At 39.1% G+C, this 24,522-nt stretch carries 25 protein-coding genes and 2 pseudogenes; 15 read left to right on the forward strand and 12 right to left on the reverse strand.

What is annotated here, in order from left to right; genetic code table 11:
* Positions 1-253: 253 nt before the first annotated feature.
* Positions 254-1,123, reverse strand: coding sequence for a phycobilisome linker polypeptide (locus tag CAL6303_RS06450; protein WP_015197047.1), 870 nt, complete (start codon positions 1,121-1,123; stop codon positions 254-256).
* A gap of 512 nt (positions 1,124-1,635) precedes the next feature.
* Here CAL6303_RS06450 and CAL6303_RS28375 point away from each other — a divergent pair.
* Positions 1,636-2,070: a hypothetical protein gene (locus CAL6303_RS28375; RefSeq protein WP_015197048.1), complete on the forward strand. Its 435-nt coding sequence runs from the start codon at positions 1,636-1,638 to the stop codon at positions 2,068-2,070.
* Positions 2,071-2,816: 746 nt separating this feature from the next.
* The gene (locus CAL6303_RS06460) at positions 2,817-5,180 is read left to right on the forward strand and encodes a tetratricopeptide repeat protein (RefSeq protein WP_015197049.1); all 2,364 of its coding nucleotides are present in this window, start codon (positions 2,817-2,819) and stop codon (positions 5,178-5,180) included.
* Positions 5,181-5,221: 41 nt separating this feature from the next.
* On the opposite strand, the gene CAL6303_RS06465 is transcribed toward CAL6303_RS06460, so the two are convergent.
* Together CAL6303_RS06465 and CAL6303_RS06470 are read right to left on the reverse strand one after the other, a co-directional pair.
* Positions 5,222-5,527, reverse strand: a complete 306-nt coding sequence (locus CAL6303_RS06465; protein ID WP_015197050.1) for a type II toxin-antitoxin system RelE/ParE family toxin — start codon at positions 5,525-5,527, stop codon at positions 5,222-5,224.
* Positions 5,524-5,793 (reverse strand): type II toxin-antitoxin system ParD family antitoxin, encoded by a 270-nt coding sequence (locus tag CAL6303_RS06470; protein WP_015197051.1) that lies wholly within the window; start codon positions 5,791-5,793, stop codon positions 5,524-5,526. The genes CAL6303_RS06465 and CAL6303_RS06470 overlap by 4 nt, the downstream gene beginning before the upstream one ends.
* A gap of 191 nt (positions 5,794-5,984) precedes the next feature.
* Between CAL6303_RS06470 and CAL6303_RS06475 the strand changes: the two genes are divergently transcribed.
* The 5 genes and pseudogenes from CAL6303_RS06475 (at position 5,985) to CAL6303_RS06495 (ending at position 9,618) form a co-directional block, all read left to right on the forward strand.
* Positions 5,985-6,176: a type II toxin-antitoxin system HigB family toxin gene (locus tag CAL6303_RS06475; RefSeq protein ID WP_015197052.1), complete on the forward strand. Its 192-nt coding sequence runs from the start codon at positions 5,985-5,987 to the stop codon at positions 6,174-6,176.
* A gap of 155 nt (positions 6,177-6,331) precedes the next feature.
* Positions 6,332-7,669 (forward strand): annotated as a pseudogene (locus CAL6303_RS06485) (IS4 family transposase).
* Between the two features lie 134 nt (positions 7,670-7,803).
* Positions 7,804-8,538 (forward strand): annotated as a pseudogene (locus tag CAL6303_RS06490) (transposase); the annotation flags it as partial.
* 233 nt (positions 8,539-8,771) lie between these two features.
* Entirely contained in the window at positions 8,772-8,963 is a 192-nt protein-coding gene (locus CAL6303_RS31040) for a hypothetical protein (RefSeq protein WP_015197053.1), read from the forward strand.
* A 118-nt stretch (positions 8,964-9,081) separates the two neighbouring features.
* On the forward strand, positions 9,082-9,618 hold the full coding sequence (locus tag CAL6303_RS06495; RefSeq protein ID WP_321572295.1) for a sterol desaturase family protein: 537 nt from the start codon (positions 9,082-9,084) through the stop codon (positions 9,616-9,618).
* A gap of 162 nt (positions 9,619-9,780) precedes the next feature.
* Here the strand turns inward: CAL6303_RS06495 and CAL6303_RS06500 are convergent, their stop codons facing one another.
* The 4 genes from CAL6303_RS06500 to CAL6303_RS06515 form a co-directional block, all read right to left on the reverse strand.
* On the reverse strand, positions 9,781-10,062 hold the full coding sequence (locus CAL6303_RS06500; protein ID WP_015197055.1) for a type II toxin-antitoxin system RelE family toxin: 282 nt from the start codon (positions 10,060-10,062) through the stop codon (positions 9,781-9,783).
* 8 nt (positions 10,063-10,070) lie between these two features.
* Entirely contained in the window at positions 10,071-10,340 is a 270-nt protein-coding gene (locus CAL6303_RS06505) for a type II toxin-antitoxin system prevent-host-death family antitoxin (RefSeq protein ID WP_015197056.1), read from the reverse strand.
* A 143-nt stretch (positions 10,341-10,483) separates the two neighbouring features.
* Entirely contained in the window at positions 10,484-10,735 is a 252-nt protein-coding gene (locus CAL6303_RS06510; protein WP_015197057.1) for a hypothetical protein, read from the reverse strand.
* Complete coding sequence (locus tag CAL6303_RS06515; RefSeq protein ID WP_015197058.1) at positions 10,728-11,237, reverse strand: DUF4365 domain-containing protein; 510 nt, start codon at positions 11,235-11,237, stop codon at positions 10,728-10,730. Before CAL6303_RS06515 ends, CAL6303_RS06510 begins: the two co-directional genes overlap by 8 nt.
* A 223-nt stretch (positions 11,238-11,460) precedes the next feature.
* Here CAL6303_RS06515 and CAL6303_RS06520 point away from each other — a divergent pair, with 223 nt between their 5' ends.
* Positions 11,461-11,703, forward strand: coding sequence for a hypothetical protein (locus CAL6303_RS06520; RefSeq protein WP_015197059.1), 243 nt, complete (start codon positions 11,461-11,463; stop codon positions 11,701-11,703).
* Positions 11,704-11,770: 67 nt separating this feature from the next.
* Here CAL6303_RS06520 and CAL6303_RS06525 read toward each other — a convergent pair whose 3' ends face one another.
* The gene (locus tag CAL6303_RS06525) at positions 11,771-12,031 is read right to left on the reverse strand and encodes a hypothetical protein (protein WP_015197060.1); all 261 of its coding nucleotides are present in this window, start codon (positions 12,029-12,031) and stop codon (positions 11,771-11,773) included.
* Between CAL6303_RS06525 and CAL6303_RS06530 the strand changes: the two genes are divergently transcribed.
* The 4 genes from CAL6303_RS06530 (at position 12,020) to CAL6303_RS06545 (ending at position 13,306) form a co-directional block, all read left to right on the forward strand.
* Positions 12,020-12,289 (forward strand): BrnA antitoxin family protein, encoded by a 270-nt coding sequence (locus CAL6303_RS06530; protein ID WP_238993777.1) that lies wholly within the window; start codon positions 12,020-12,022, stop codon positions 12,287-12,289. The genes CAL6303_RS06525 and CAL6303_RS06530 overlap by 12 nt on opposite strands.
* Before the next feature lie 64 nt (positions 12,290-12,353).
* Positions 12,354-12,623 (forward strand): BrnA antitoxin family protein, encoded by a 270-nt coding sequence (locus tag CAL6303_RS06535; protein WP_015197061.1) that lies wholly within the window; start codon positions 12,354-12,356, stop codon positions 12,621-12,623.
* A gap of 44 nt (positions 12,624-12,667) precedes the next feature.
* Positions 12,668-12,904, forward strand: a complete 237-nt coding sequence (locus CAL6303_RS06540) for a hypothetical protein (RefSeq protein ID WP_015197062.1) — start codon at positions 12,668-12,670, stop codon at positions 12,902-12,904.
* A 3-nt stretch (positions 12,905-12,907) separates the two neighbouring features.
* The gene (locus tag CAL6303_RS06545) at positions 12,908-13,306 is read left to right on the forward strand and encodes a type II toxin-antitoxin system VapC family toxin (protein ID WP_015197063.1); all 399 of its coding nucleotides are present in this window, start codon (positions 12,908-12,910) and stop codon (positions 13,304-13,306) included.
* An 11-nt stretch (positions 13,307-13,317) separates the two neighbouring features.
* On the opposite strand, the gene CAL6303_RS31385 is transcribed toward CAL6303_RS06545, so the two are convergent.
* Both CAL6303_RS31385 and CAL6303_RS06550 read right to left on the reverse strand, forming a co-directional pair.
* On the reverse strand, positions 13,318-13,452 hold the full coding sequence (locus CAL6303_RS31385; protein WP_255348448.1) for a hypothetical protein: 135 nt from the start codon (positions 13,450-13,452) through the stop codon (positions 13,318-13,320).
* Positions 13,453-13,647: 195 nt separating this feature from the next.
* On the reverse strand, positions 13,648-18,030 hold the full coding sequence (locus tag CAL6303_RS06550; RefSeq protein ID WP_015197064.1) for a CHAT domain-containing protein: 4,383 nt from the start codon (positions 18,028-18,030) through the stop codon (positions 13,648-13,650).
* A gap of 322 nt (positions 18,031-18,352) precedes the next feature.
* On the opposite strand from CAL6303_RS06550, the gene CAL6303_RS06555 reads away from it, so the two are divergent.
* The 3 genes from CAL6303_RS06555 (at position 18,353) to CAL6303_RS06565 (ending at position 21,717) form a co-directional block, all read left to right on the forward strand.
* Positions 18,353-19,705 carry an AAA-like domain-containing protein gene (locus tag CAL6303_RS06555; RefSeq protein WP_015197065.1) on the forward strand — a complete coding sequence of 451 codons (1,353 nt, stop codon included), beginning with the start codon at positions 18,353-18,355 and terminating at the stop codon, positions 19,703-19,705.
* A gap of 148 nt (positions 19,706-19,853) precedes the next feature.
* The gene (locus CAL6303_RS06560; protein WP_015197066.1) at positions 19,854-20,327 is read left to right on the forward strand and encodes a hypothetical protein; all 474 of its coding nucleotides are present in this window, start codon (positions 19,854-19,856) and stop codon (positions 20,325-20,327) included.
* Positions 20,328-20,652: 325 nt separating this feature from the next.
* Positions 20,653-21,717: a S1C family serine protease gene (locus CAL6303_RS06565; protein WP_015197067.1), complete on the forward strand. Its 1,065-nt coding sequence runs from the start codon at positions 20,653-20,655 to the stop codon at positions 21,715-21,717.
* A 361-nt stretch (positions 21,718-22,078) separates the two neighbouring features.
* Here CAL6303_RS06565 and CAL6303_RS06570 read toward each other — a convergent pair whose 3' ends face one another.
* Together CAL6303_RS06570 and CAL6303_RS06575 are read right to left on the reverse strand one after the other, a co-directional pair.
* Positions 22,079-22,828, reverse strand: coding sequence for a DUF3598 family protein (locus CAL6303_RS06570; protein ID WP_015197068.1), 750 nt, complete (start codon positions 22,826-22,828; stop codon positions 22,079-22,081).
* An 89-nt stretch (positions 22,829-22,917) separates the two neighbouring features.
* On the reverse strand, positions 22,918-24,420 hold the full coding sequence (locus CAL6303_RS06575) for a Rieske 2Fe-2S domain-containing protein (protein ID WP_015197069.1): 1,503 nt from the start codon (positions 24,418-24,420) through the stop codon (positions 22,918-22,920).
* Positions 24,421-24,522: the final 102 nt, after the last annotated feature.

Consider the following 24,522-nt stretch of genomic DNA (forward strand, 5'->3'; position numbering starts at 1 on the left):
ATACGTCGGCTGAAGCTACTTTGCTCCTAATCGCTCGGATATTGGGTTACATAAAGTTCCCCAACATCCGATTCTATCTAACCTAGTTGAGGCAGAATATACTTAGTACACTTCGGTGTAAATAAGCCAAGCATACTCTACAAGAAGCCGCTACCCTAGCGGGAACGCTAAGAGCGAACGCGTCTACAAAATAGACAAAAAGCTTATAAAATAAGTTTTATTCCTTATGCCTACTTATTTCTGCCTTCATGTACTAGTTGACTGCTGTAACACTGGCAATTACGCCACCCATTTTATGAATGCGCTGATATTCTTGGGAAAGTTGCTCGTAAGACACAAGGAATACTTGGTTACTGCGACGAAATTTGGAAATCCGGTTGACAGCACCTGAGCGATATCCTGTAACTTCGATTCGGTAGACTTTACCACCTTCACCCGCTCCAGAACCAAGACGGGTACGGGAAGATAGGGAAGGATTTTGGAATGACCAACCATCTGAAGCTCCACTAGGTGGAATTACAGGTGTTGCAGTGTTTTGAATTACCAAGGAGTTCAAGCGTGGGCGAATTCCGGCGAGGTTGCCTTTCAAATCGCTGCTGGAAGCTCCGCGTAACAATTGGAACATGTGAGTAAACTGTACCATGCTCTGACCGTTACGGGTCTTGTAGCCTCGGATGTAGGGGACGATAAACTCGCCATAAGCTGCTTGGTATTCGTCGCTATCGATGTAAGAATCGATTTCTGCGTCGAAATCGCCGTTGTCGAGAATCGCGCTGTGAGCTTTCATTTCGTCGTAGCTATCGGGGGCACGACCGAGTAAGTGTTTGAAATTTAACTCTATTGAGCGATAACGGGCACAGCTGGTAAAAAAGCGGGAGCGATATAAATCGGACTTCGCCACTTGACGAACAAACTCACGTACACTGATTTCGCCACGTTTCAATTGTGACTCTGGTACAACAAGACGCTCGCTTTCCATGACATAGGCATTGCCCAACACCTGTCTGTAAGTCGCTTTGATTACGACTTCTACTTCTTCTTCTGAACGACCTGGTACTAATTCAACAGGATCGGTTTCCTCGAAAAGAGCAACTCCTAATCTTGATGCTGGTCCGAAAGCCATCAATCATCTCCCAGTTAACAACAGTTTTTTATGAGAAAGATTTTGAAGAGATGTTAAGAAACTTAGCCAATCAGAACTAAAATATTGATTCGGATACTTCCGAAAGCTTTGGTTCTGACAATATGGGCATTTTAAAGTTTTTTACATCCTCATTCCCTTTTTAATTCTCTTACGATGCTGAAGCTATGTTTGTTAAAAATTATTAATTTAAATTATTGAAAGTTGAAAAATTCAATTACTTAATAGTGGTTTAGCTATATAGTTAAAGGTTTGAGCAAATATTGAGAATTTAGTGAAAATTTGGAATTATTGGTACCCTATTCGCCGACTTTTGGTCAAAGATTCTGTTCATTGTTGCATTTTAACCTGAGTGCGATCGCGTAAATATTTCCGTTGGAGTTTCTGAATTGTGATTTCAAGTATCGGCAAAAATTAAAAAAACAGAGCACTTCCGGAATCCTGCGGTTACACCAGGTATTATTACTAGAAAACTGTAATGTCGAAGGTAACGTATGGAACCTGTAAGCTTAGGCATTTTGGGGCTTTTAATCTACATTGGCGATAAATTTGCTGGTTGGGCAATCGACAAAGGCTTTGATACTGGCTATGACGAGATTATAGGGCAGATGAAAGCAAAGTCACCCGATGTTACCAAGGTAATGGCTTTACCTGCTGGGGAAAGGAAAGACATGGGGGAAGCTGTTTTGGTGGGGATGGTAGAAGAAGTTGCCAAGGAAAACCCGGAAATAGGGAAAAAGTTGGCAGATTTGGGAAATGGAATCCAGGATGCTGCAAAGGATGATTCTAGGTTGGAAAAATGCATCAATGAATTGGTAGAGATGTTGAAAAAAGAACGTCCCAATATTGTTAATGAAAACTGGCAAGGGATAAATATCAAAGGTGGGACAAATACCATCACAGGTAATACTTTGAATTTTGGGAAATAAATCTTAGTCTATTTTGAAACCTGGAATTTTTCAGAAAGTATCTCGCTTACGTCATTGCGACGTAACGAAGCAATCGCGTTGATGTGTTTAAATTTTAGCCTGCGGAGGCAGGCTTAGTCTAGGCTGTTGACTCTGTGACTTTTTCGGGATTTCATTCATGCAAAAAACGTGGATAGTCACGATGGCTAAAAGCTTGATTTTGATAGGGTTTTAACGAGATATTAAACGCCACGAACAAAAGTACCAAAAATCGCCCAATTTTCAACAAAGTCAACAGCCTAGGCTTAGTCCGTATAGCGATACCCTTCCAGGGTATTGATTTAAAAAGTGGGATGCTTCCTTGCGTCATCATGACAGTTGAGAGATTGCGATCGCTCTCAAGCTAGAGTGCTTATAAATATGTTTATAAATTAGGACTTACGCACTGTACAAATTAATCATGTAATGCATCCTGTGAAAATAGGTCATTCCAAGGTTTTATTAAATTGATATGTAAAGCCGCGCAGTAGGGGTTTAGCACTGCTAAACCCCTACAATAAACCTGGTTTTACCTAAAACTATATTTTGCCTTTTTTGTCAATGCGTAAGTCCTATAAATATGTTTATAAATAATTGTAGGTTGGGTGGAGGCTTTGCGTTAGCTTGCTACTTACAGAAGCCACTACATGTCTACTCCGTTTCGGAGTACCCAACATTAATATCTACATAATCAATAATTGCATAGGATTACTATTTGAAATTTAGATATGATTAATGAAAACTGGCAAGGGATAAGTATTAAAGGTGGAGAAGTCGAGGTTAAAGATAATACATTTAACTTCTACCCACCAGAAAAAGCGGCAACTGCTGTCAAATATATTCCATATCCGAGTATCCCTAACTTTGTTGGACGTAGCGATGAACTTATCAAAATTCACGAAAAATTCCACAAAAACAATGCAGTTGCTATTTCCGCAGTTGCGGGAATGGGTGGTGTAGGGAAAACAGAATTAGCAGTAAAATATGCCAGGGAACATGAAGCTGATTATCCCGGTGGGATTTGTTGGTTAAATGCTAGAGATGCAAATATAGCAGCGGGAATCATTCAATTTGTGCAGTTGCAAATGGGTTTGGAAGTCCCACAGCAGGATTTTCAAGGAAATCAACTGACGCTGATTCAACAAGTAGCTTGGTGCTGGCAAAATTGGCAACCAGCAGAAGGTTTGGTGTTGGTTGTTTTCGATGATGTGACGAATTTAGATGGTTTTGCTGAATTACTTCCCACAAATAACCGCTTCCGGGTTTTGATGACAACTAGGTTACGAAATCTGGACACAAATATTCAAGAAATACCCCTTGATGTGTTATCACCAGAGGAAGCTTTGGAATTATTGATTAATTTAGTTGGTGAAAAGAAGGTAAATAAAGAATTAGCCACAGCGAAGGAATTATGTAAATGGTTGGGATATTTACCATTAGGAATAGAATTAGTCGGACGATATTTAGTTAAAAAACCTCCCCATTTCACTTTAGCGAAAATGTTGGAGCAGTTGAAACAGCAACGACTGCATCAGGAAGCAATAAATCCTCAACAAAAAACATTGAGTACCGCACAGCTTGGGGTTTTAGCTGCATTTGAAATCAGTTGGGTGGAATTGAACCAAGAAACACAGCAAGTCGCAACATTATTAAGTCTATTTGCGGCAGATATATTTGTGTGGGAATGGGTAGAATCGACAGCGAAGTTACTCAACTGGGAACAGTCGGATGTGGAGACAGCAATTGAGCAGCTTTACCAACGTCATTTGGTGCAATGTTTAGAAGCAGATGATTTATATGGTTATAAAATTCATCCCTTAATTAGAGAATTTTTGAAAGTAAAATTAACCGCAGATGGGGAAAGCAAGGAAATTAAACAAGCATTTACCAACACCTTTATGGAAATTGCTCAAACCATTCCCCAATCACCAACCTTAGAATTTATCAACTCAGTTAAAACAGCCATTCCCCATTTGACAGAAGTTGCTGAAAACTTAACCGATGCAGTCAGCGATGAAAATTTAATTTGGGCTTTTACTGGTTTAGCTAGCTTTTACAATGGACAGGGTTTATATGGATTAGCAACACCTTGGTATGAAGGATGCGTATCCGCAGTCAAATCCCGCTTGGGAGAAAATCATCCCGACGTTGCACAAAGTTTGAACAATTTAGCTGGACTCTACAATTCCCAGGGAAGGTACGAAGCAGCAGAACCACTTTACATCCAAGCTTTGGAGTTATCTAAACAGCTACTGGGAGAAAATCATCCCTCCGTTGCAACCAGTTTGAACAATTTAGCTTATCTCTACAATTCCCAGGGAAGGTACGAAGCAGCGGAACCTCTTTACATCCAAGCTTTGGAGTTATCTAAACAGCTACTGGGAGAAAATCATCCCTCCGTTGCAACCAGTTTGAACAATTTAGCTGCACTCTACTATTCCCAGGGAAGGTACGAAGCAGCGGAACCTCTTTACATCCAAGCTTTGGAGTTATCTAAACAGCTACTGGGAGAAAATCATCCCTCCGTTGCAACCAGTTTGAACAATTTAGCTGCACTCTACAAATCCCAGGGAAGGTACGAAGCAGCGGAACCTCTTTACATCCAAGCATTGGAGTTATATAAACAGCTACTGGGAGAAAATCATCCCGACGTTGCAACCAGTTTGAACAATTTAGCTTCACTCTACGATTCCCAGGGAAGGTACGAAGCAGCGGAACCTATGTACATCCAAGCATTGGAGTTAAGAAAACAGCTACTGGGAGAAAATCATCCCGACGTTGCAACCAGTTTGAACAATTTAGCTTCACTCTACGATTCCCAGGGAAGGTACGAAGCAGCGGAACCTATGTACATCCAAGCATTGGAGTTAAGAAAACAGCTACTGGGAGAAAATCATCCCGACGTTGCAACCAGTTTGAACAATTTAGCTTCACTCTACGATTCCCAGGGAAGGTACGAAGCAGCAGAACCTCTTTACATCCAAGCTTTGGAGATTGCGGAGCGGGTTTTGGGTGCAAATCATCCCAATACAGTGACTATTCGGGAAAACCTAGAATATTTACGCACACAGCAGCGAGAAAATGGGGGGTGATTTGGGTTTCAGATCCCCGACTTCTGTCAGAAGTCGGGGATCTATGAGTCTTCATCAAACAATGCATCTAAATCCCGATATCCACTAACAACCCGTGTAATTTCAATCCCATTTTCAATTTGACGATAAAAAATCAAATAATCATCAACAGGAAAACTACGCAAAAAGGGAGAAAGTTCATCACGTCTACGTCCCATATTGGGAAAATTAGCCAAATTACTGCATTTTTGATTAATTTTCTTTAGCAAACTTTCCGCAGCATCAAAACTACTGTTGTCAGCAACATAATCAATTATGCTTTCAATATCTCGACTCGCAGGAGCAGTAAATCTACAAATATTGCTCATTTCCCTGCTTGTTGACGACGCTGCTGTAATTTCTGCTCTAGTTGACGAAAAACTATCTCCCCGTCAATAACTTCCCCACGTTCGGAAGCTTCAACCCCGATGGCAATTTCCCGTTTCAATTCATCAAACCTACCTTTGTAAATATTTTCCCTTTCCTCCAGCAGTTTAATACCCGCAATAATCACCTCTTCAGTGGAGGTATATTTACCACTTGCTACTTGACTTTGGATAAATTGCTCTAATTCAGGAGTTAGGGAAATACTCATAAATAATTTTTGCCTGAGTTTTTTCTACATTCTCAAATTGTAAATGAGGAATGTCTTGTTTATAGATAGAGCGCGATCACACCCTTTATCGCTTCGGACAGTTAGGGTTTTGTGGGTTTGTTGTCAAGTGCGATCCACTAAAACACACAATTTAGGCGACAATTTTTGTAACACCAATTTGGAGTAGTTGGATGCATGTTATTAGCCGCAGGATTTTGCGGGATTTTTGTGAAATACACGCAGATTCCTGTGACGCGCTTTATGATTGGTATAGGGTTGCAACTAAAGCGGAATGGAAAAACTTAATTGAAGTTCAGGCAATTTATCCCAAAGCAGAAGCTGTTAGTAATTTTACTGTGTTTAACATCAAAGGTAATAACTAGGACTTACGCATTGACAGAAAACAATAAATATATGTTGCGGGAAAACCATATTTCTCGTAGGGGTTTAGCAATGCTCATTGGTGTCAACTTAAGCAAAAAGGGTCGATTTAGATGTAATCTCAAAATATTGTTTTCGATGTGATAGGTGATACATCATGGCAAAAAAAAGACCAGCTAGAACAGGAAACCCCGATCTGCGTCAACAAAAACATGTGCCAACACCATCCATTGAAGAAATCGAGAAACAGATATTTTCATTGCTATCGCCTGCAAACTTCAAACCCCTAAAATCCTATGAACATAAAAAGGAACAAGAGGCAGAACAAAAGAAAAATAGGACGAGACAGAATATTGACTCTGCCAGTGATGATGGCGATAGTAGTGAGTCTAGTGTATCGGCAAATTCCAGGATTAAGAGAAGTAATTAGAGTCATCTCACAAGAGGGATTGTTATGGGTGGAGCCGATGCTGGTGAGTACTCAAGCATTGTCAAAACGATTACGAACACTGCCAATAGAACTGTTTGCAGAAATATTTGAGCAAGTAATGGCGAGAATTAGTGTACAACCCAGAAATCAGGTAGTACCAGAGAATTGGAAGCCAGTATGTGCAGAGTTCACAGCCATCTGGATTGCAGATGGGTCAACACTCGAAGCACTCAGAAGAAAACTCAAAGCACTCAAAGGACAACAAAAAACACTGGCGGGGAAAATCATGATGGTGGTAGAGGCGTTTAACCATCATCCAGTGACAACCTGGTATACAAACAACAGTAAAGCTAATGATAAAACTTGGTGTGACAAATTACTTGAGCGTTTACCAATTGGTGGATTGCTAATTTTTGATTTAGGGTTTTTTAAATTCCCTTGGTTCGATGCATTTACATCATCTGATAAGTTTTTCTTGACACGACTACGAGAAAAAACTTCTTACAAGGTGATTCGTTGTTTGACCAATGCCCCATTCTACCGTGATGAAATTATTGACATGGGAGAATACCGTTCTAACCCTTGTCAGCGTCCAGTTCGCTTAGTTTCTGTGTTGTGGGGTTCAACTTGGTACTACTACCTGACAAATGTACTTGACCCCCAAAAGTTGTCTGCACAGCAGGTCTGTGAATTATATCGCAGGCGTTGGCGTGTTGAAGACGCATTTTTGCTCACAAAACGACTTTTGGGTTTGGCTTATATTTGGGTTGGCGATACCAACGGCGTACAAATCCAAATTTTTGCCACTTGGATTTTTATGCTGTTCTCAATCAATTGTGTATTGATGTGGCTGTGGCTTTGAATCAACCATTAGACCTTATTTCTACTGAAATGGTTTTTCGTAGTTTATACCATTTCTCTGCTGCTGTTCTCCGTGGTGAGGCGGCTGACGTTGTGAGCTATCTTGTGGAACGTCACAAGCTGTTTGGATTAGTCAAATACAGGCGTAAGCGCCATCGAGAGATTGACGCTTACACCCAACAAATTTGGGCTTTATCTTCTTAAGTTGACACCAATGAGCAATGCTAAACCCCTACCCCACGGTTAATTTATCGCTAAAAACAAATTGGTCAAAGTCTGAAACAAGCTATTGCGGTGAAATCATACCATGACTAATTTGTACAGTGCGTAACTCCTAATACCATAAAACTATTAAGGGATTAAATTTAATCACACTTTATTATAGCGATATTCATGGACATTCGGTTCCAATAAATTACAGGATATATGATAAGCAGGAGGGAAAAACAAAAAACGATTATTTCCAAGAAATGGTAGTAGAAGTGATTAGTTGGGGATTAAAACCACAAATAGTTACAGGAGACAGTTGGTACTCAGGAGTAGAAAATCTGAAATTTTTAAGAAACCAGAAATTGGGTTTTCTATTTGGAGTTGAGAAGAACAGAACAGTATCAAAAGAACCTGGAAAGTACTGCCAGGTAAGGATTTTAGATATTCCAAATGAAGGATTAGTAACTCATTTAAGGGAATTTGGGTTTATAAAATTGTTTAGGAAAGACTTTAAAAAAGAAGACTCTAGACATTATATATTTTATCTGCCTTCAGAAGAAAATCTCAAAGAGTGTTTAGAACAGATAACCAGAAGTACTTTCGTTACAATTCATGATACACATTGGGGCATTGAAACTTTTCATAGAGCAATAAAACAGCTATGTGGTATTTGTCGGTTCATGGTTAGAGATAGCTATGCAATAAAAACACATATATTCTGCTCGCTTCAAGCATTTGTTCGTTTAGAAAAAATGCGCTCTGAAAAAACCATTAGCAATTGGTACGAAGTACAAAGAAACCTATTTACAAATGTTATTCGTGAATATGTTTTGGATAATTTGAGTGCTACTTGTGCGGCTTAAATACATAGACTAGTTTTCTTGTCAATGCGTAAGTCCTAGGCTCTACTCCTGTTGCGATACCCTTGTAGAGTATTTTTCCAAAGGGGGGGATCCTCTCTTTTGACTAAGATATTAGACAGTTTCAAACAATCCTAAATTTATCATCCCTAGGAGTTTAGCCCGTAAAAATCCCAAGTGCTAGAATACTTGTACAATGCCAATCAACTGCTAGTCCATTGCTTTGTGAATGACTCATGGCAATCCAGCAAGAAATTGAAACCACATTGCTACTTCCTGAAAAGGAATCGGAAGATCGGGAATGGCAAGGAGATTTAATTGATACACCACTCATTTGGGTTTTACGGCATCGCTTTTTTTGGAATTATTGTACTGCGGTATTTTTTGGTAGCAGGGGGAACCTACTTGTTCTTTTACTCACCAATTAGCCAGTACTTTATTAATCAAAATCTCCGAAATCAATCACCCTCTTGGAGATCGATCCAAAATGATATTAAACTTTCTATCCTCTCTGCGGGGATATTTGCGCTAGCAGCGGCATTGATCATGTCAGGATATAGTTCGGGTATTACCCGCTTGTACAGTAACTACCACCAGTATGGTTTGTGGTATTTAGGTGTAAGTTACACTGTCGTGTTATTTCTCCAAGATACCTATTTTTATTTCACACATAGGTTATTTCACCATCCGTCACTTTTTCGCTGGTTACACCAGGGACATCACCGTTCACGGTATCCAACTCCATGGACATCATTTGCCTTTGATCCTTTAGAGGCAATTTTTCAGTCGCTTTTTTTAATTGCTATCGTCTTGGTAATCCCACTTCACTTAGTTACTATGATTGCAGTACTTACCACGATGACAGTATGGGCAGTCTTAAATCATATGGGACTTGATCGTCTACCTTCATCCTTTCCACATCATTGGCTTGGGAAATGGTTTATTGGTCCTGCCCATCATTCAATTCATCATCTCAAATACACGGTACATTACGGTTTATATTTTACCTTTTGGGACAAAATTTTTAGTACCCAAGACCCAAGCTACGGCAACAAGTTTGATGAGGGTCAGGTAGATAGTTAGTGTACACATACTTTCGATAACAGGTAACGCGAAAGACTATCGTCACCAAGTTAGGGGTTCCTTCAGCTACGCGATCGCACTCCAACTCAAACAACCAAAACGCGAATGACTTACGACTTGCGTCGGACAAGCTACGTCGCGCAAGCTTCACTCTGTAAATCTCTAACCCAGCAAACGCTTAAGTTGCTTATAGACTTCATCGTCGTTACGTTTACCGACTAAAATTACCTCGACCAAATCTGCATCTACATCAAAGCGATAAACAATACGATATTCTCCAGAATCTACGCGATAGTATCCTGAATAACCAGTTAATTCCTTATAATCTGCGGGTAGGGGGTCAACATTCAGCGACATTACTTTTTTTGCTATTTGAGCAGCTATTTTAGGTTGTAAACCTTTGAGAAAATCGAGAACTGTCTCTAAACCATCTAACTTTGCCATACCATGAATTAGTCATCAAGCGCTGCTAAACGTTCAAGTTCTGCTGTAAAAATCTCCGAACCAACCATTTGAGAATTAGCCACAGCTATTTGTGCTTGTTGAGCTAAAATTGAATCTTCGAGTTGAGCAAATCGATTCATTAATTGCTCATAATTTTCCACCGACATAATCACATAGCTAGCTTGTGATTCACTTGTCAGTACGATTGGTTCTGTCGCAGCTTGTTCTAAAGCATTACTGTGGGGATTTTGGAGTTCTTCAAGGGTAAATTGGCGCATTTTTAAGCTTTAATAAATCCTTATCAGATGATTATAACAAGTACATCATTAATATTTTTAGTTGCTAAAAATATTGAAATTCACGCGAACGACTTACGACTTGCGTCAGACAAGCTACGTCGCGCAAGCTTCGCATGTGGCATTTAGCTTGCTACCTTGTTCAAAAAACTGTTGAAGCGATCGCTATCCATCAAGCCATTTTCCGACAGTATTCGTCGCACTGCAACTAAATGCAATGTTCTGACATAGGCTTGTTGCTCGTAACCAGGCAGAACTATTAATGTACCAGATGATGGATGCTGGTAAATCTTTTGAGTACCAAAGGTCTGCATTGTTACAAACCCCGTCTCTAAGAGTAATTTCTCTAATTCTGTGAATTTAATTTCTCTAACCATGATGGCGAATCACTCCTTGTAACTGGCTGAGAACATCATTTTTAAATTTAGCAAATATTTCGATCGCCTGTCGATTTAATACGTTGTCTTTAGATAAACGAACAGTAACACTATCACCAATATTTGATAAATCGAATCCCTCAAGGCTTTCAAAATATGCTTGTATATATAACCAATAAGCTTGGCTATTTTTGGCATCATATACAATTAGAATACATGGCATTGGTTCAAGCAACCATAGTTCTAAATCTGAGCGTGTGAGACCAAAAGTAATAGTTTTTTGGTCGGAAAGTATAGATAGCGAATCTGTCGCCTTTAACTGTACATATATCTGACCATTTTCAATTTCACCTTCAGCATTATAAGTAAATATAACTAGATCGTAGCCATAATCGTACTCAACACGCTCTACAGAATAGCCGCATAGCAGTACGTATAGTTCAACATAATTTACACTTAAATCTGCTATTACATGCTCTCTTGGTCGCTTTTTTCTTGGCATTTACTGAGATTTTTAGTTTCAATATCATCAATATTATCAAAGTTATAAGTAACTAAGGTGAAAACCCTGTGTCTTTAGACCGGAGAGTGTCAAATTAGAAGTTTCCTAATATTCAACTTCGTACATCCCTACAAACTCAATAAACGCGAACGACTCTCGTCGCGCAAGCTTCCCTTTCAGATATACTCAAATTAGAAATAACCAACATAGCATAATTGAATGCATGACAAATCGTGAAGAATTGTTCCAGGAACTCGAACAGGCTCCTGATGATATAGTCCAGTCAGTGCTGGATTTTGTTCGTAGGGTAAAAGCCACACGCAAAACCCATCCCCTCGCAAAATTTGCAGGGATTTTAAGTGATGTCGAAGCCCAAGAATTAAAACGAGCGATGTCTGACGACAAGCCACTTCGTGTCTACGCAACAGAATGTCGGCAGGTGGATTTGACATACTCAGCGTCCTAAAGTCCACGCTCAGAAAGCTGTTCTGGAGAATGGAGCCACCACAGCCAAATGTGGGTGTCTAGTAAAATCATTGCCCCAAAGCATCCCATAATTCAGGCATGGGTTCATCAAAATCTGGGGGAATTGTCAAGGGAATTTTTCGTAGGGGATGCTCAGGAGTGCGTTGGCGAAGCTTAACGAAGTTATCGCTTATTAAATCAAGTTCATCAGTAGTTTGAGATGACTGTGATGATGGCACTGTCAAGCTTTGAGCCAAAAGTTGAAGGATGCGTATTCTTTCTGCTAAGTCGAGGCTGAGGAGTTGTTGCTCTAGTTCTTGATTGCTCATGGCTTTGCGCCTAATGACTGTGTTATTTATTTTAGCGGAACTCTAATCTGTTCGATAACAGGTAGTGCGATCGCAGATCAGTTTGGGATTACTCCAAGGAAGCGTGGACGACCCGCTAAGGATGAAGAGGACAAGTATGAGCCGATTTCTCTCAGATTTCATCCTAAAATCATAACTTGGGGAAAAGAAGAGGCAGAAAAACGAGGGATAGGCTATCAAACGGTTATTAATGAAGCACTATTGGAGAAAATAGGCTGAAACTTAACGCACTTTCCCTAAAACAACCAAAATGCAATGCTCGTTGGCGTAGCCTGTATAAATTATGGATACTGAGTATGATTTTAGTCAAGGCAAACCTGGAGCAATTGAAGCTACAGGTGAAGGTAAAACAAGGATTACAATTCGCTTAGATGATGAGATTTTGGTGTGGTTTCGCAAGCAAGTTCATCTTGCTGGTGGTGGAAATTACCAAACTTTGATAAATAATGCGTTGCGTGAATATGTACAACAACGTCGAGAACCTCTAGAGGAAATTTTACGGCGAGTTGTGCGGGAAGAATTGAGTCAAATAAATATGCGAGTTAATGAGTGAAATTAAGTTTATAATTGCCCTAAATAAATCATTAGTAAGATGTCATGTTGCAATCGATTGAAGGAATTTATAAAGATGGCAAGGTAGAACTTGATGAATTACCATTAGAGGTATCGGAAAGTCGTGTAATTGTGACTTTTTTAGAGACGAAAACTAGCTTGCAACATCAACAAATGATGAAGTTTGGGATGTTTTCTGGAAATAAGCAATCTACAGAAGAGGATTTTTCTATTGCTGAATTTCATGGAGATAAAGAAGACTACTTAGATTGGTCAAAATAATAGATGAAATATGTTATTGATACCCATGCTCTTATTTGGTTTCTAGAAGGGAACCCACGTTTGGGTACAAATGCTAAAGCTATTCTTTCTCATCCCGATTCTCGATTAATTATTCCCGCAACTGCATTGGCTGAAGCTGTTTGGATTGTTGAAAGAGGAAGAACATGTATTCCTTCTGCTAAAGATGTGATATCCGCAGTTGAGGCTGATTCTCGTGTGATAATTTATCCATTAGATAAAGATGTAATTGAAATCACTATAAATTTATCAGCAATAAATGAAATGCACGATCGCCAAATTGTTGCGACTGTGATATTTTTAGCTAACAAAGGTGAGGAAGTACAGTTATTGTCCTGTGACAAAAATATAGTTGAGTCTGGTTTGGTTCCGATCACTTGGTAATAAATGTACAGTTAAAATTTATGCGATCGCAATGCAATCCCCGAAACCAAACGCGATAAGCGTTCGCTTTTAGCGTTCCCGCAGGGTAGCTTAATGCCTTCGGTATATCGCCATCCCCAAATACCAAAAGCGATCGCACATCTCATCAAACTCCACTAAATGCGATCGCACTCCAACTCAAACAACTAAAAAGCGATCGCATATCCCTACAAACCACCAAACGCGATCGCGTCTCCCCTCAACCCCCATAAATGCGATCGCATATCCCTACAAATCCTACTAAACGCGATAACTTCGTTTAGCTGCGCGATCGCACAAATTCCAAAACCTAATAAAAGTTTTTATCTCCACTCACCTTGCATTGTGAATGCTGCCCAATAAAAAGGATTTCTCCATTTTTCTTCTTTCAACATATCTAATTGTGCGGCTCTCAGTGCTGCTGAAGGTTTTAAGCCATCAACCAGCATCTTTCTGTAAAATCTAGCCATCAGGACTGATGTGCCTTGATCACTGACTTGCCACAAACTACTGATAACTCTTGGACTACCAGCATACATAAAGCCCCTTGTCAATCCTACTATCCCTTGCCCTTTTACTTCCTTGCCCAATCCAGTATCAGAACTACTGAGAACAACCAATTCTGCTGATAAGTTGAGATTGAAAATATCAAATAGTCTTAAATAACTAGGCTTTGGATTGCCTTTAGAATCAAACTGTGACAATACCAAGCCTGATAACTCTAAATTTTGGCTGTCCACAAAAGCGTGGGTTGCAAAATGCATAATCTGATACTTGGCTAATTTAGGACTGGTAACTGTTTCGTAGTTAGCGGCAAAATCAAATGCTGAGAAGCGTTTATTCTCTGGTACAAGACGAAGAATCTCCTCAGCCTCTTCGCGTGTAAAAGGTAGTCGTGCAAAACCTGAGTGTGTGAATTGCAAATCTAACTGCGGAGCTATTTCAGGTCTTTTCCCTGTGAATTGCAAATCTAACTGCGGAGCTATTTCAGGTCTTTTCCCTGTTAAGCGAGGATCATCACTTGTAAATACAGGGTCAGCTATAACTGCAACAGTTTTAGGCGCTGGGATACGTCCTTTAAGTTGATTTCTTAACACTGCAATGCTGGATGCTGAGGGTGCATTGACAATTTCATTTTGTACTAATAAAGGAGTAAAGTCTTGCTCATTATTATTTGGTATTGGTAATGCGGCAAAGGGAATAGTTTGTAAAATGCCATCAGCAGTAATAAGTAATCGTTTTTGTTGAAGTTGATTTGCTACTGGAGAAAGTATAATTGAACTTAATTTTTTTCCGTCTTCTTGGGCGAAATTGGCTGCTGTATTAGGTTGCCCTAAACTGTAACGAAAATTACTTGTTGCTACTTCGATATCAGAACGCTTAGGTAACTGATAGCTTGTAATACTAGTTTTACTTACTGCCCAAAGATAACTTCGTTCTTTACCCAAGGAATATGCCACGAGCAAAGTATTATTATCCAATACCTGTTGTTGAATTTCTTGTAAAGAAAGAGTCTTGGGGTACTTTAATGCAGCATAACGGGGACTACTAATGCGAATTTTTGTTTGGAGTTGTTTATAATCTTCCAAAAGAGATGTAATTTTTTGTGAAGTTTCTGTAACTTGTTTTTCTGTGTCCCGACGACTTGATAATTCTAGTCGTTGTGTTTCTAAAGCACTAATTTCTTGTTGTAAACTACGTTCGCGTGCTAATAGTTCAGGGTTAGCACCTTGACGAATATTACTATTAGATTCTGTGAGAAATTCCATAAAGCTCATTGCACGACTTCTTTCATTAGCACTTAAGGCTTGGGCATCATAACCTTTAGATGGTTGCTGTACATGCATCTGCATTAGCAGGTCAGTATATAATTCATAATTATCCTGAACGCTAGAAAAATAGTAAGCGCGTAACTCTGGATTAATAAAATTTTTGCTGAGATCTTCGTTAATATTAATCGCAGTTTTTAGCTGAGTTAAGGATTTGTTAAGATTTCCCCTACTACGTTCGAGATTCGCAATATTTTTGAGCGTGTTAGCTTCTCCAACACGATTACTTGCTGCTCGACGAAGAGACAACGCTTGATTGAAGAATTCCAAAGCTTTTTGTGGATTTCCGAGGGTTTGGTAAACAGTGCCAATATTATCCAATGTGGTAGCTTCTCCTGCCTTATCACCCACTTCTCGACGAAGAGGCAAAGCTTGATTGAAGAATTGCAAAGCTTTTTGTGATTCTCCAAGGGCTTGGTAGACACTACCAACATTGTCCAGTGTTGTAGCTTCTCCTGCCTTATCACCCACTTCTCGACGAAGAGACAAAGCTTTATTGAAGAATTCCAAAGCTTTCTGTCGTTCTCCAAGAGTTTGGTAGACTGCACCAATATTATCCAATGTGGTTGCTTCTCCAGCACGATCAAGTGCTGTACGCTGGAGCGGTAAAGCTTGGTTAAAAAATTCCAAAGCTTTTTTAGGTTCTCCAATATAGCTATAAATTGTTCCGATTTTGCTAAGTGTTCTACCTTGTCCGATATAGTCTCTAATTTCTCGTTGAATTGGTAGAGCTTCGTTAAATAATTTCAACGCTTGCTCTGTTTCTCCAATACTGTTGTAAACCTCCCCAGTATTAGTTAAATTTCTTGCTAAAGCTCGGCTTTCACCAATTTTTTGTTGGATGTCTACCACTGCTATATTTAATTTTTCTACTCCTCTACTAGCTATTTCCAAATCTACCTTAGCTTTAGCTAGTAGCTGCTGTGCTTCTTTTTGTTGTTTCTCTGCTATTTGTGCTTGCTTTTCTGCTTCCTGCTGTTTTTTTTGTGCCTCTTCTAACCCTTTTTTTGCAGATGCAAGCTCATTCCTGGCTTGTTGCGCTAAATTGTTGGCATTTTTTTGTTCTCCTTTCGCATTTTTAGCTTCTTCTTCCGCAGATTGCACCTTATTATTCGCTTCTGAAAATAGTTGTTGTGCTGCTTTAACTTGCTGATTAGCGGTTTGTAACTTTGTATTAGTAGCGTTTAACTTATAGTTTGCTTGTTTAGACTTAATTTCTAATTGTTTTTTGGCTGTTTCTGCTTGTTTTTTTTCACTATTTGCTATTGCTATTAATTTTTCTCTTTCCTCTTGTTGTCTTGTTAGTGTTTTAATACTTTCTTTCGCTTTACTTAGTTCGATTTTTTTTGAATCTAGCTCCGAATTTGTGGAGTTAAATTGAGATGTTGCAACACTTCGGCGCTGTTCCGCGCTGCTAGCAAAAATTAACGCTGTAATAACTCCAAAAACAGATAAAGTAAGTACAATCAAACCATTACGAATCTTTTGATTTGTCTTCCTTTCCACTTCTGCCAAACGCTTATTAGCTTTCCTTTCTTCCTCGAAAGCCTGATTTTGTTTCCCTTCCGCTTCCGCAACCTTCTGATTTAACTCAGCTTCTAAACTCGCAGATAAAAACCGATAATCAACATCGCTTAACTTTCTTCCATCCGCCCAAACGCGAGATTTTTCTAAATCTTCTCCCCACAATAAACAAGTATTATCTTGATAATTACTCTCTACCCAAGCCCTTAATTTATCAGCATAAAAACGTAATTTACCTAGCTCATTCTCAACCCAAATTAAATCAAAAACATTCCCATAAATCTGGTTATAAACCCTTAATTTCCCCTGCTGCTGCACCACCAAACCAGTCAAACGCGATCGCATCTGCTCAAAACTACCATCAACAGCAATCTCTCCCTTTTGTAAAATCTGCTGATATAACCCCAACAAAGCCACAGCAATTTGCTCGTTAACCAGTAACCTATCCCTAATCGTCTTTAAATGCTCTTGCTCATCTTGAGATTCCCAATTTTCAATAATCCCACTCCTCACCACCCCTTCCACCCATTCGTTTCCCCCTATTTCTCCCCTCCTCGCAAGCGTGGGGGTGGGGTTCCTCAAATCCTGAATTAACAAATTACAAACCTTTTGCGTTAATAAAGGTTGTCCTCCCGTCCAAGCTAAAACTTCCCTCATCACAGCTTGGGGATTCTCAACCTTCCCCTCTAAACCCTGTGCTAGAGGTGCAATTTCATCTAATCTAAAACCATCAAGTTGAATTGCTGTGCCAATATTAAATGGGGTTCTTTCCTCATCTTTAATTAAATCCGCAGGTGTTGCCACCCCAAACAAAGCAAAAGTCAAACGCTTATATTCAGCCTTAAAAGAACGTCTTTGGTAGCAACTTCTAATCAAAGCAAAAAAATCATCCGCCGGAAAATCTAAGCGGAGAATACTATCAATTTCATCCAGAAAAATTACAATATTTTGATTAACATTTGGCAGCAATAACTCATCAAAAAGTTTACCCAAACGTCGCACCGGAGTAATTTCAATTGACTTCTCCCACCACACAGCCAAATCTTCCGGTTCAACAAAATTAAGCTCGGTCAATAAACTATCAACAATACTTCCATACCACTGTTCCAGAGTAATATCCTGGCTACCCAACCCCGAAATATCAATTACAGCACAAGCAAAACCATCCGCTTGCAGCCGTTTCATTGTTCGCACCAACAAGCTTGTTTTCCCCATCTGCCGGGAGTTAAAAACATAACAAAGCTCCCCTGCCTTCAATCCGTAATAAAGGTCAGAATCCGCTTGCCGTCTTACATAGCTAGGAGCATCCTCCTCTAAACTGCCACCAACTTTATACTCGTAATCTCCCGTCATAATTTAATTTCTAGTAGAGAAAAAATACATCTTTCGTAGGGATTTAGCATTGCTAAATCCCTACAACGTGGCTATTTATTAACCTACACTTGTTCCTAGTATTGTAGGGTGAGTTAGAACGGAGTTCGTAACGCACCAAATCCTTGATTATTGTGCATTACGCTGTTGCGGCTATACAAACCCTACAGGTATCTTGAGTTTAATTTCCAGAATATTGAGTACGTATTGAGTTGCTATTGACTCACAATTGACTCGTAATTGACTTTACCAAACAAATACCGATCCTGTAAGCTGAACCTTGTAGTGTTTTTGTCACTCAGCCATGCCACGCGGAATCAGAGTTCGTCCAGATTGCATCACCCTCGTCAAGCAAAGAACCTTACAAAAAGGATTTACCCGTCAAATCGATTTAGCTGAGAGAATCAATCGAGGACAATCCACAGCTTACAGTTTTCTCAATGGCAAACCAGTTGACTACCTGAATTTTTTAGAATTTTGCAACCTATTAAACTTCGACATCCAAGAAATCGCCGATTTTGAAGCACTCGCAGATATATATACAGAGAAAACACAAATAGAGAAACCACAAAAAACAAATAATTCTCCCCCCTCATCTTCCCCATTACCAGAACTCGAATATCCAGAAGGGCAAGTACCATTAAATTCTCCCTTCTACGTAGAACGTTCTCCCATCGAACAGCGCTGTTACGAAGAAATCAAAAAACCTGGTTCCCTCATCCGCATCAAAGCACCGCAACACATGGGAAAATCTTCACTCCTAGCGCGGATTCTCCAGGAAGCAGAAAACCAAGGCAACAGAACAGTAGAAATCGATTTTCAATTAGTAGAAGAAGAATTTTTCAGCGACTTTAACAAATTTATCCACTGGTTTTGTGATACTGTCGCCGAAGGAGTAGCGGGAAATAATCGAGAATTACTCGAAAAATTGCTGCAACAACTGGACGAACATTGGAAAACGGGACAGCGCTTTGGTTACATGAAAACATGTAAAAATTACTTTGAGCGCTACTTATTCCCAGAAATCAACCAACCCTTAGTTTTAGGTTTAGAAGCAGTCGATAGATTATTTGCATATCCCAAAATCTACAAGGATTTTTTCGGATTATTGCGTGCTGTCCACGAAGAAGCCAAACGTCGGGATATTTGGAAACAACTGCGGCTAGTATTAGCATATTCCACCGAAGTCTACGCTTACGGACCAGTAGATATCAATCAGTCACCCTTTAATGTCGGTTTGGCATTAGATTTACCAGAATTTACCCACGAACAAGTAAAAGATTTAACCCAACGTCATCAACTCAATTGGAGCGATACAGAGGTAGAAAAGTTGATGGGATTGGTGTCAGGACACCCTTTTTTAGTGCGTTTAGCTCTGTATAAAATTGCTCGGCAAGAAATCAATTTAGCTGAATTTTTGCAAACCGCAGCCACAGCACAAGGTATATATAGTAGACACCTGCAACATCTAGAAGAGATTTTGCAGCAACAACCAGAATTACAGACAGCAATGCAGGAAGTTGCTAGCAGCGATAATCCGGTAAATCTGCCAACTGCCATCAGATTCAAGTTACACAGCATGGGATTAGTACATTTACATGGTAACGAAGTCACACCCAGATGCCAGTTATACCGTCAATATTTTTGCAGTCATTAACAAGACTTAGAATACTCAAAGTAAAAAAATACCCAATATTCAAAAGACAATTTACTCAATTAAATCAATTCAAATAAAATTATAACGCCCGCTTGTACTCAAGTTTCAGTTTAGGAAACTAAAGTTATCGAGTTCAACAGGCAATTCAATGTTACACAAAAAACTTCAGGCTACATTATTCGGAACCGTCGCTGGAATTACCGCTATTTATGGTTCTCTTTTCGTTGCAGTTACCCCAGTTCGCGCAGATGACGCTGAATATAGTGGTCAAGTTCGTACCCAATTAATGGCAGCTGCGATTAGAGTCGGCTTGGAAGGCTACAGTTTAACTCATGATCCTTTTATAGATGTACTCGACCACGGTCGCTCTGACTATATTACATTAAATCTACGTGCAGGTACATCATACGGCATAGTTGGCGTGTGTGATAGTGATTGTCGAGATTTAGATATTTCTCTCTATGATAGCCGAGGAAATCGTGTTGCTTCTGATTTGGGAAATGATGATATTCCTACTATCACCATAAATCCTTCTCGCAGTGGAACCTATCGAATCCGTGTAGATATGGCTAGTTGCGATACCAGAAATTGTTACTACGGTATCGGTGCATTTGGTCAGTAAAACTAAATCATTACGCCAACAAAGGAGCGAAGAGACAAATGTTCTGTATTTATTACATTTATGTATTATGTAACTTTGCTCCTTTGATATCTTCTCAAGCCACAAAAATATTAACTTACCGCTTCATAAATAAATCCCAATTCCATCCAAAACCCTATTTAACCAACTTTGGGATTTAAGCAACATCTTCTGTGTCGGGATCTGTCTTGCAAACTTTAACGGAGGCAGAAGCCCCCGTTAAGTTTGCGCTAAATCCCCATTACAAAACTGACTCATGACTTATTACTCATTTTTTAGCCTTCCTAACAATCAGGGAAACAAAACCATGCTGTCTAAAATCCAGAATCAATTCAAATCTGCCCTAGTTATCTCTGCTTTACTTTCGGCTACATTACCCATCGCACCAGCCAAATCCCAAACTTCACAACCTTTACAAACCAATTTCAGCCAAACACAACAACTCACACAAGCCAATTTAGTCGCAGAAGATGTTAAACCATCAGTCGTGCGGGTAGTTGTTGGTTGCAAAGCCAAAGTTTACTCACCCAATACTGGTAAAATCTATGAGTTGGAAAAAATCACAGGTCATGGTTCTGGATTCTTTGTAAATCCCAATGGTTACGCTGCTACCAACGCCCATGTTACCAACCCAGAGGATTGCCAGCAAATTCTTCGAGCAGATTTAGCTGCAAAACTTGAAGCTGACGGAGAAACATTAGAAAATGTCGAAGCCGAATTAAAGTGGATTGAAACCAAACCAATTCAATTAGTATATTTACCAAATCAAGAACAGCTACCTTTTGAAATTATTAATTTTGGTGCAGTTGCAGGTGAAGGTAAGGATGTTTCCATCATCAAAGTTAATCTAATTAATGCACCAGTTCTCAAACTTGCCGAATCCAACCAAGTCAAACTCTTAGACTCTGTAACCGTGGTGGGATATCCGGGATTAGTTGAAACAATTCCTGTATTTAACGAAGAATCCTTCTACGAAGCTAGTTTTACTCGTGGTCAAATTTCGGCTAAGAAAAACCTGAAAGATGGTACACCAATTCTCCAAATTACTGCCCCTGTACCTAAAGGGAACTCCGGTGGTCCCGTTCTCAATGATAACGGAGAAGTTATCGGTTTAGTCACCTTTGGTCCTGATGATAATTTTACCTTTATTTTCACCAGTGATACCATCCAAGAGTTTCTCGACTCTGCCAATATTAGTAATCAACAGGGATTGGTAAATCAGACATACCGCGAAGGATTACAATTGTACAGTCGAGGTGAATACAGCCAAGCATTACGGAAATTTGAGTTAGTCAAACGGTTATTTCCCCAGCATTCAGAGGTGGAAAATTACCTTGACAAATGTCAACAAGTTGTAGCTAACGGTAATTAGCTGATTGCACAAAGGCTAATATTTTTTCAGAACAGCAAAAAGACTGGTGTTGTCCATAACCCAGTCTTTTTAAATGCACCTAACCAGTGAAGAATATGTCAATTAACAAGCAGTAAGTATGTAGCTACAAATAAAGTCAACTGGGCTTCTAGCCTGCATAAAAGAGGCTAGAAGCCTGTTCCAGCAATGCATCTATTGGGGAATTATTTTGTTGGAAGTCCTTTAGTAACTGCGCGAGAATTTGCGATCGCTAATACTGTTTAGTATGCTACAGGTAAGCATATTCGTGATTTAGCAATTAAACCGGATAAGTTGTTGTAATACGTGATAAAAATAGCAACGTATTGTATTCAATTCCTATTTATTGGGGTTTATGAAATTCCTCTAAAGTCAGACTTGAGAATCCAGATTGATCATATTTTCGGATACCACGTTGCCAAAAAGTAGGTAATACTTGCCAATCAATTACCGTTAAGAAATGTTGCCCTTTTTCTATAACTTGGGGACAGCTAATTGAAATACCATCAGAAAAGTGCATGGTAAAGTAATCAATTCCTAAACTTTCTAGTGCTGTCCATATTTTTTCTTCTGAGGAAGATACTTGGTAATCATCTGTAATTGTTTTACTAATTCCATTCCAGTTAATCCCAGTAATTTGTTTTACAGTTGAAGTAGGTTTATCTGGAAAATCTGCAATATGTTCGGAAATGACTAATACTGAATCTATAGAAATACCATTTTTATAAATCCCGACTACACTTATTCGTCTTTGCTCATATCTAAAACCAGTCTCAAAAAAGAATTTTGTTCCTGAATCGACTTGTTTCAGTCCCCAGGAAAAGCAGTTTTTTAAAAATAGGCTTCTGAGCGTTGACTTATTATAATTACCATAGAGTTTCGATTCTTTTTTCCCATCTTCATAAGTGTAGTGATTGTGATGTTGAATTTCAGTACCATCTTCATTGAGGCGAAAACTTCTAATACATTGAATAGAGTTAGTTAATTGACCTTCTGAAGAAAATGTAGTCCAGTTTCCATGCCAATCACCAACATGATATTTACAAAAATTACTCCAACTTTCATTCTGAGCTTCTATTAAATTTATACTCATATGCTCACTTAATTACTTGTTGTTACTACAATGACATCAACGATTAATTATCTATTTTTTTGATACTATAATTTCATAAATCGGCTTCCCTATTTATATAAATCAACCACGGGTAAACCTTTTCTGGGAACACTGCTAATAAATCTTTCCCTCATTAAACCGAGTTTATAGGAGCAACCTAAGCTCAATATGCTTAATAAAACAGGTAGTAAAACTATTTTTATCGGTAAATTAACAACTATTAATAACAACCCTAAAATCGCCAACACTGCGGTAAAATTCTGACAATAATCTTTAACTTTATCTATCAATACTAGAGATTGCCGACAACTAGGGCAGTGTTTTGTATGTCTATGCCAAATATCATATAACTGCTCGTCACTTAATTCTTGAAAAGGTACTTCTTTCATTCCTTGCCATGCAGGTTTACCACCAGCAAATTCATCTAACCATTTGCGAAAAGTAACGATGCCAATATCAGCTAATGAGGGCATAAAATATGACTTTTGCCAAGGTTTATCTTCCAATGATTCATTCATAGCTTGGGAATGCATCATTGATAAATCCTGGTTACTCAACTTATAACTAGATGAATGTCTTAATCCGGTTTGTAAATATTTGGGCAGTAGCTCAAACCAGAAGTTACGTTTTTGAGAAAAGGTATCAGTGATAAACTTACCAATGTGTTTACAATAACCTGGTTCTGTCGGTACAAAATATAACTGAAATAAAGCAGATTTACCGTTAGAATACTTGTAGATTGTTGTATTACAACAAGGTGGGGTGAACTGCCGTGTTGCATCCATATCCTTGTTGAAAATATTGTAACCAGAATGCTTTAAAGTAAAACCATTTTCAGCAGAAATTTCTCCAGATACTTCAAAATGTTCCATGGGGATAGCTCTTTCGGGAGAAAATCCAGCAATCCCATTATGCAAAAATTGGGCATGAGAAGGGTCAAAACTACTTTCAAAAGAGACAGTATAACCAACAGGAACTTCTGACATAAACCAATCTGTCGCAGAGCTATCAAGCTGAAATTCTGGCATTAGTGCAGGTTGTTTTAAGTTACTATCCTCAAAAGCAGTAGGACTATTATCTGCCCATATCCACAGTAATCCTTGTAATACTTGAGTCGGATATGTGGTAATTTGCGATCGCTCGCTTTTACAAGCAGTTTCTAAAGCCTTTTCATCGCTCAACATGGGAATATTTGTACATGTTCCTGTCCCATCAAAACACCAACCATGATGGCGACACATGATGTTGCCATTTTTGTCAATACTTCCTAAAGATAACTGCGCTAATTTATGGGGACAAACATCATCCATTGCCACCCATTTTTGCTGCTTATCTCTCCAAATTACCAGATTTTTACCCAGCAAAGTAATTGCAGTGGGATGAGAGGGTTCTAGATAGCTGATAGGAGTTACAGGATACCACTGTTTAGTCCAGGAAAAGTTAGTCATCATCAAATTAACTAATTTATTCGACTCAAATTTGAAAAATGAGTAAAAAGCGGCATTTAATGTGCGAATGTTGTACATTCGCACATTATATGTCGCTTTTCGCAAGTTAGGTCGCAACCGCATTTAACTGCTATAAACCCTATTTTACAAAGGTTTGATGCTCTTAGCACATCAAGCCCACGAATTTACTTAATTCGCATATTCCATGTCGCAAACTAAATATTC

Source organism: Calothrix sp. PCC 6303, from assembly GCF_000317435.1.
Taxonomy (GTDB): domain Bacteria; phylum Cyanobacteriota; class Cyanobacteriia; order Cyanobacteriales; family Nostocaceae; genus PCC-6303.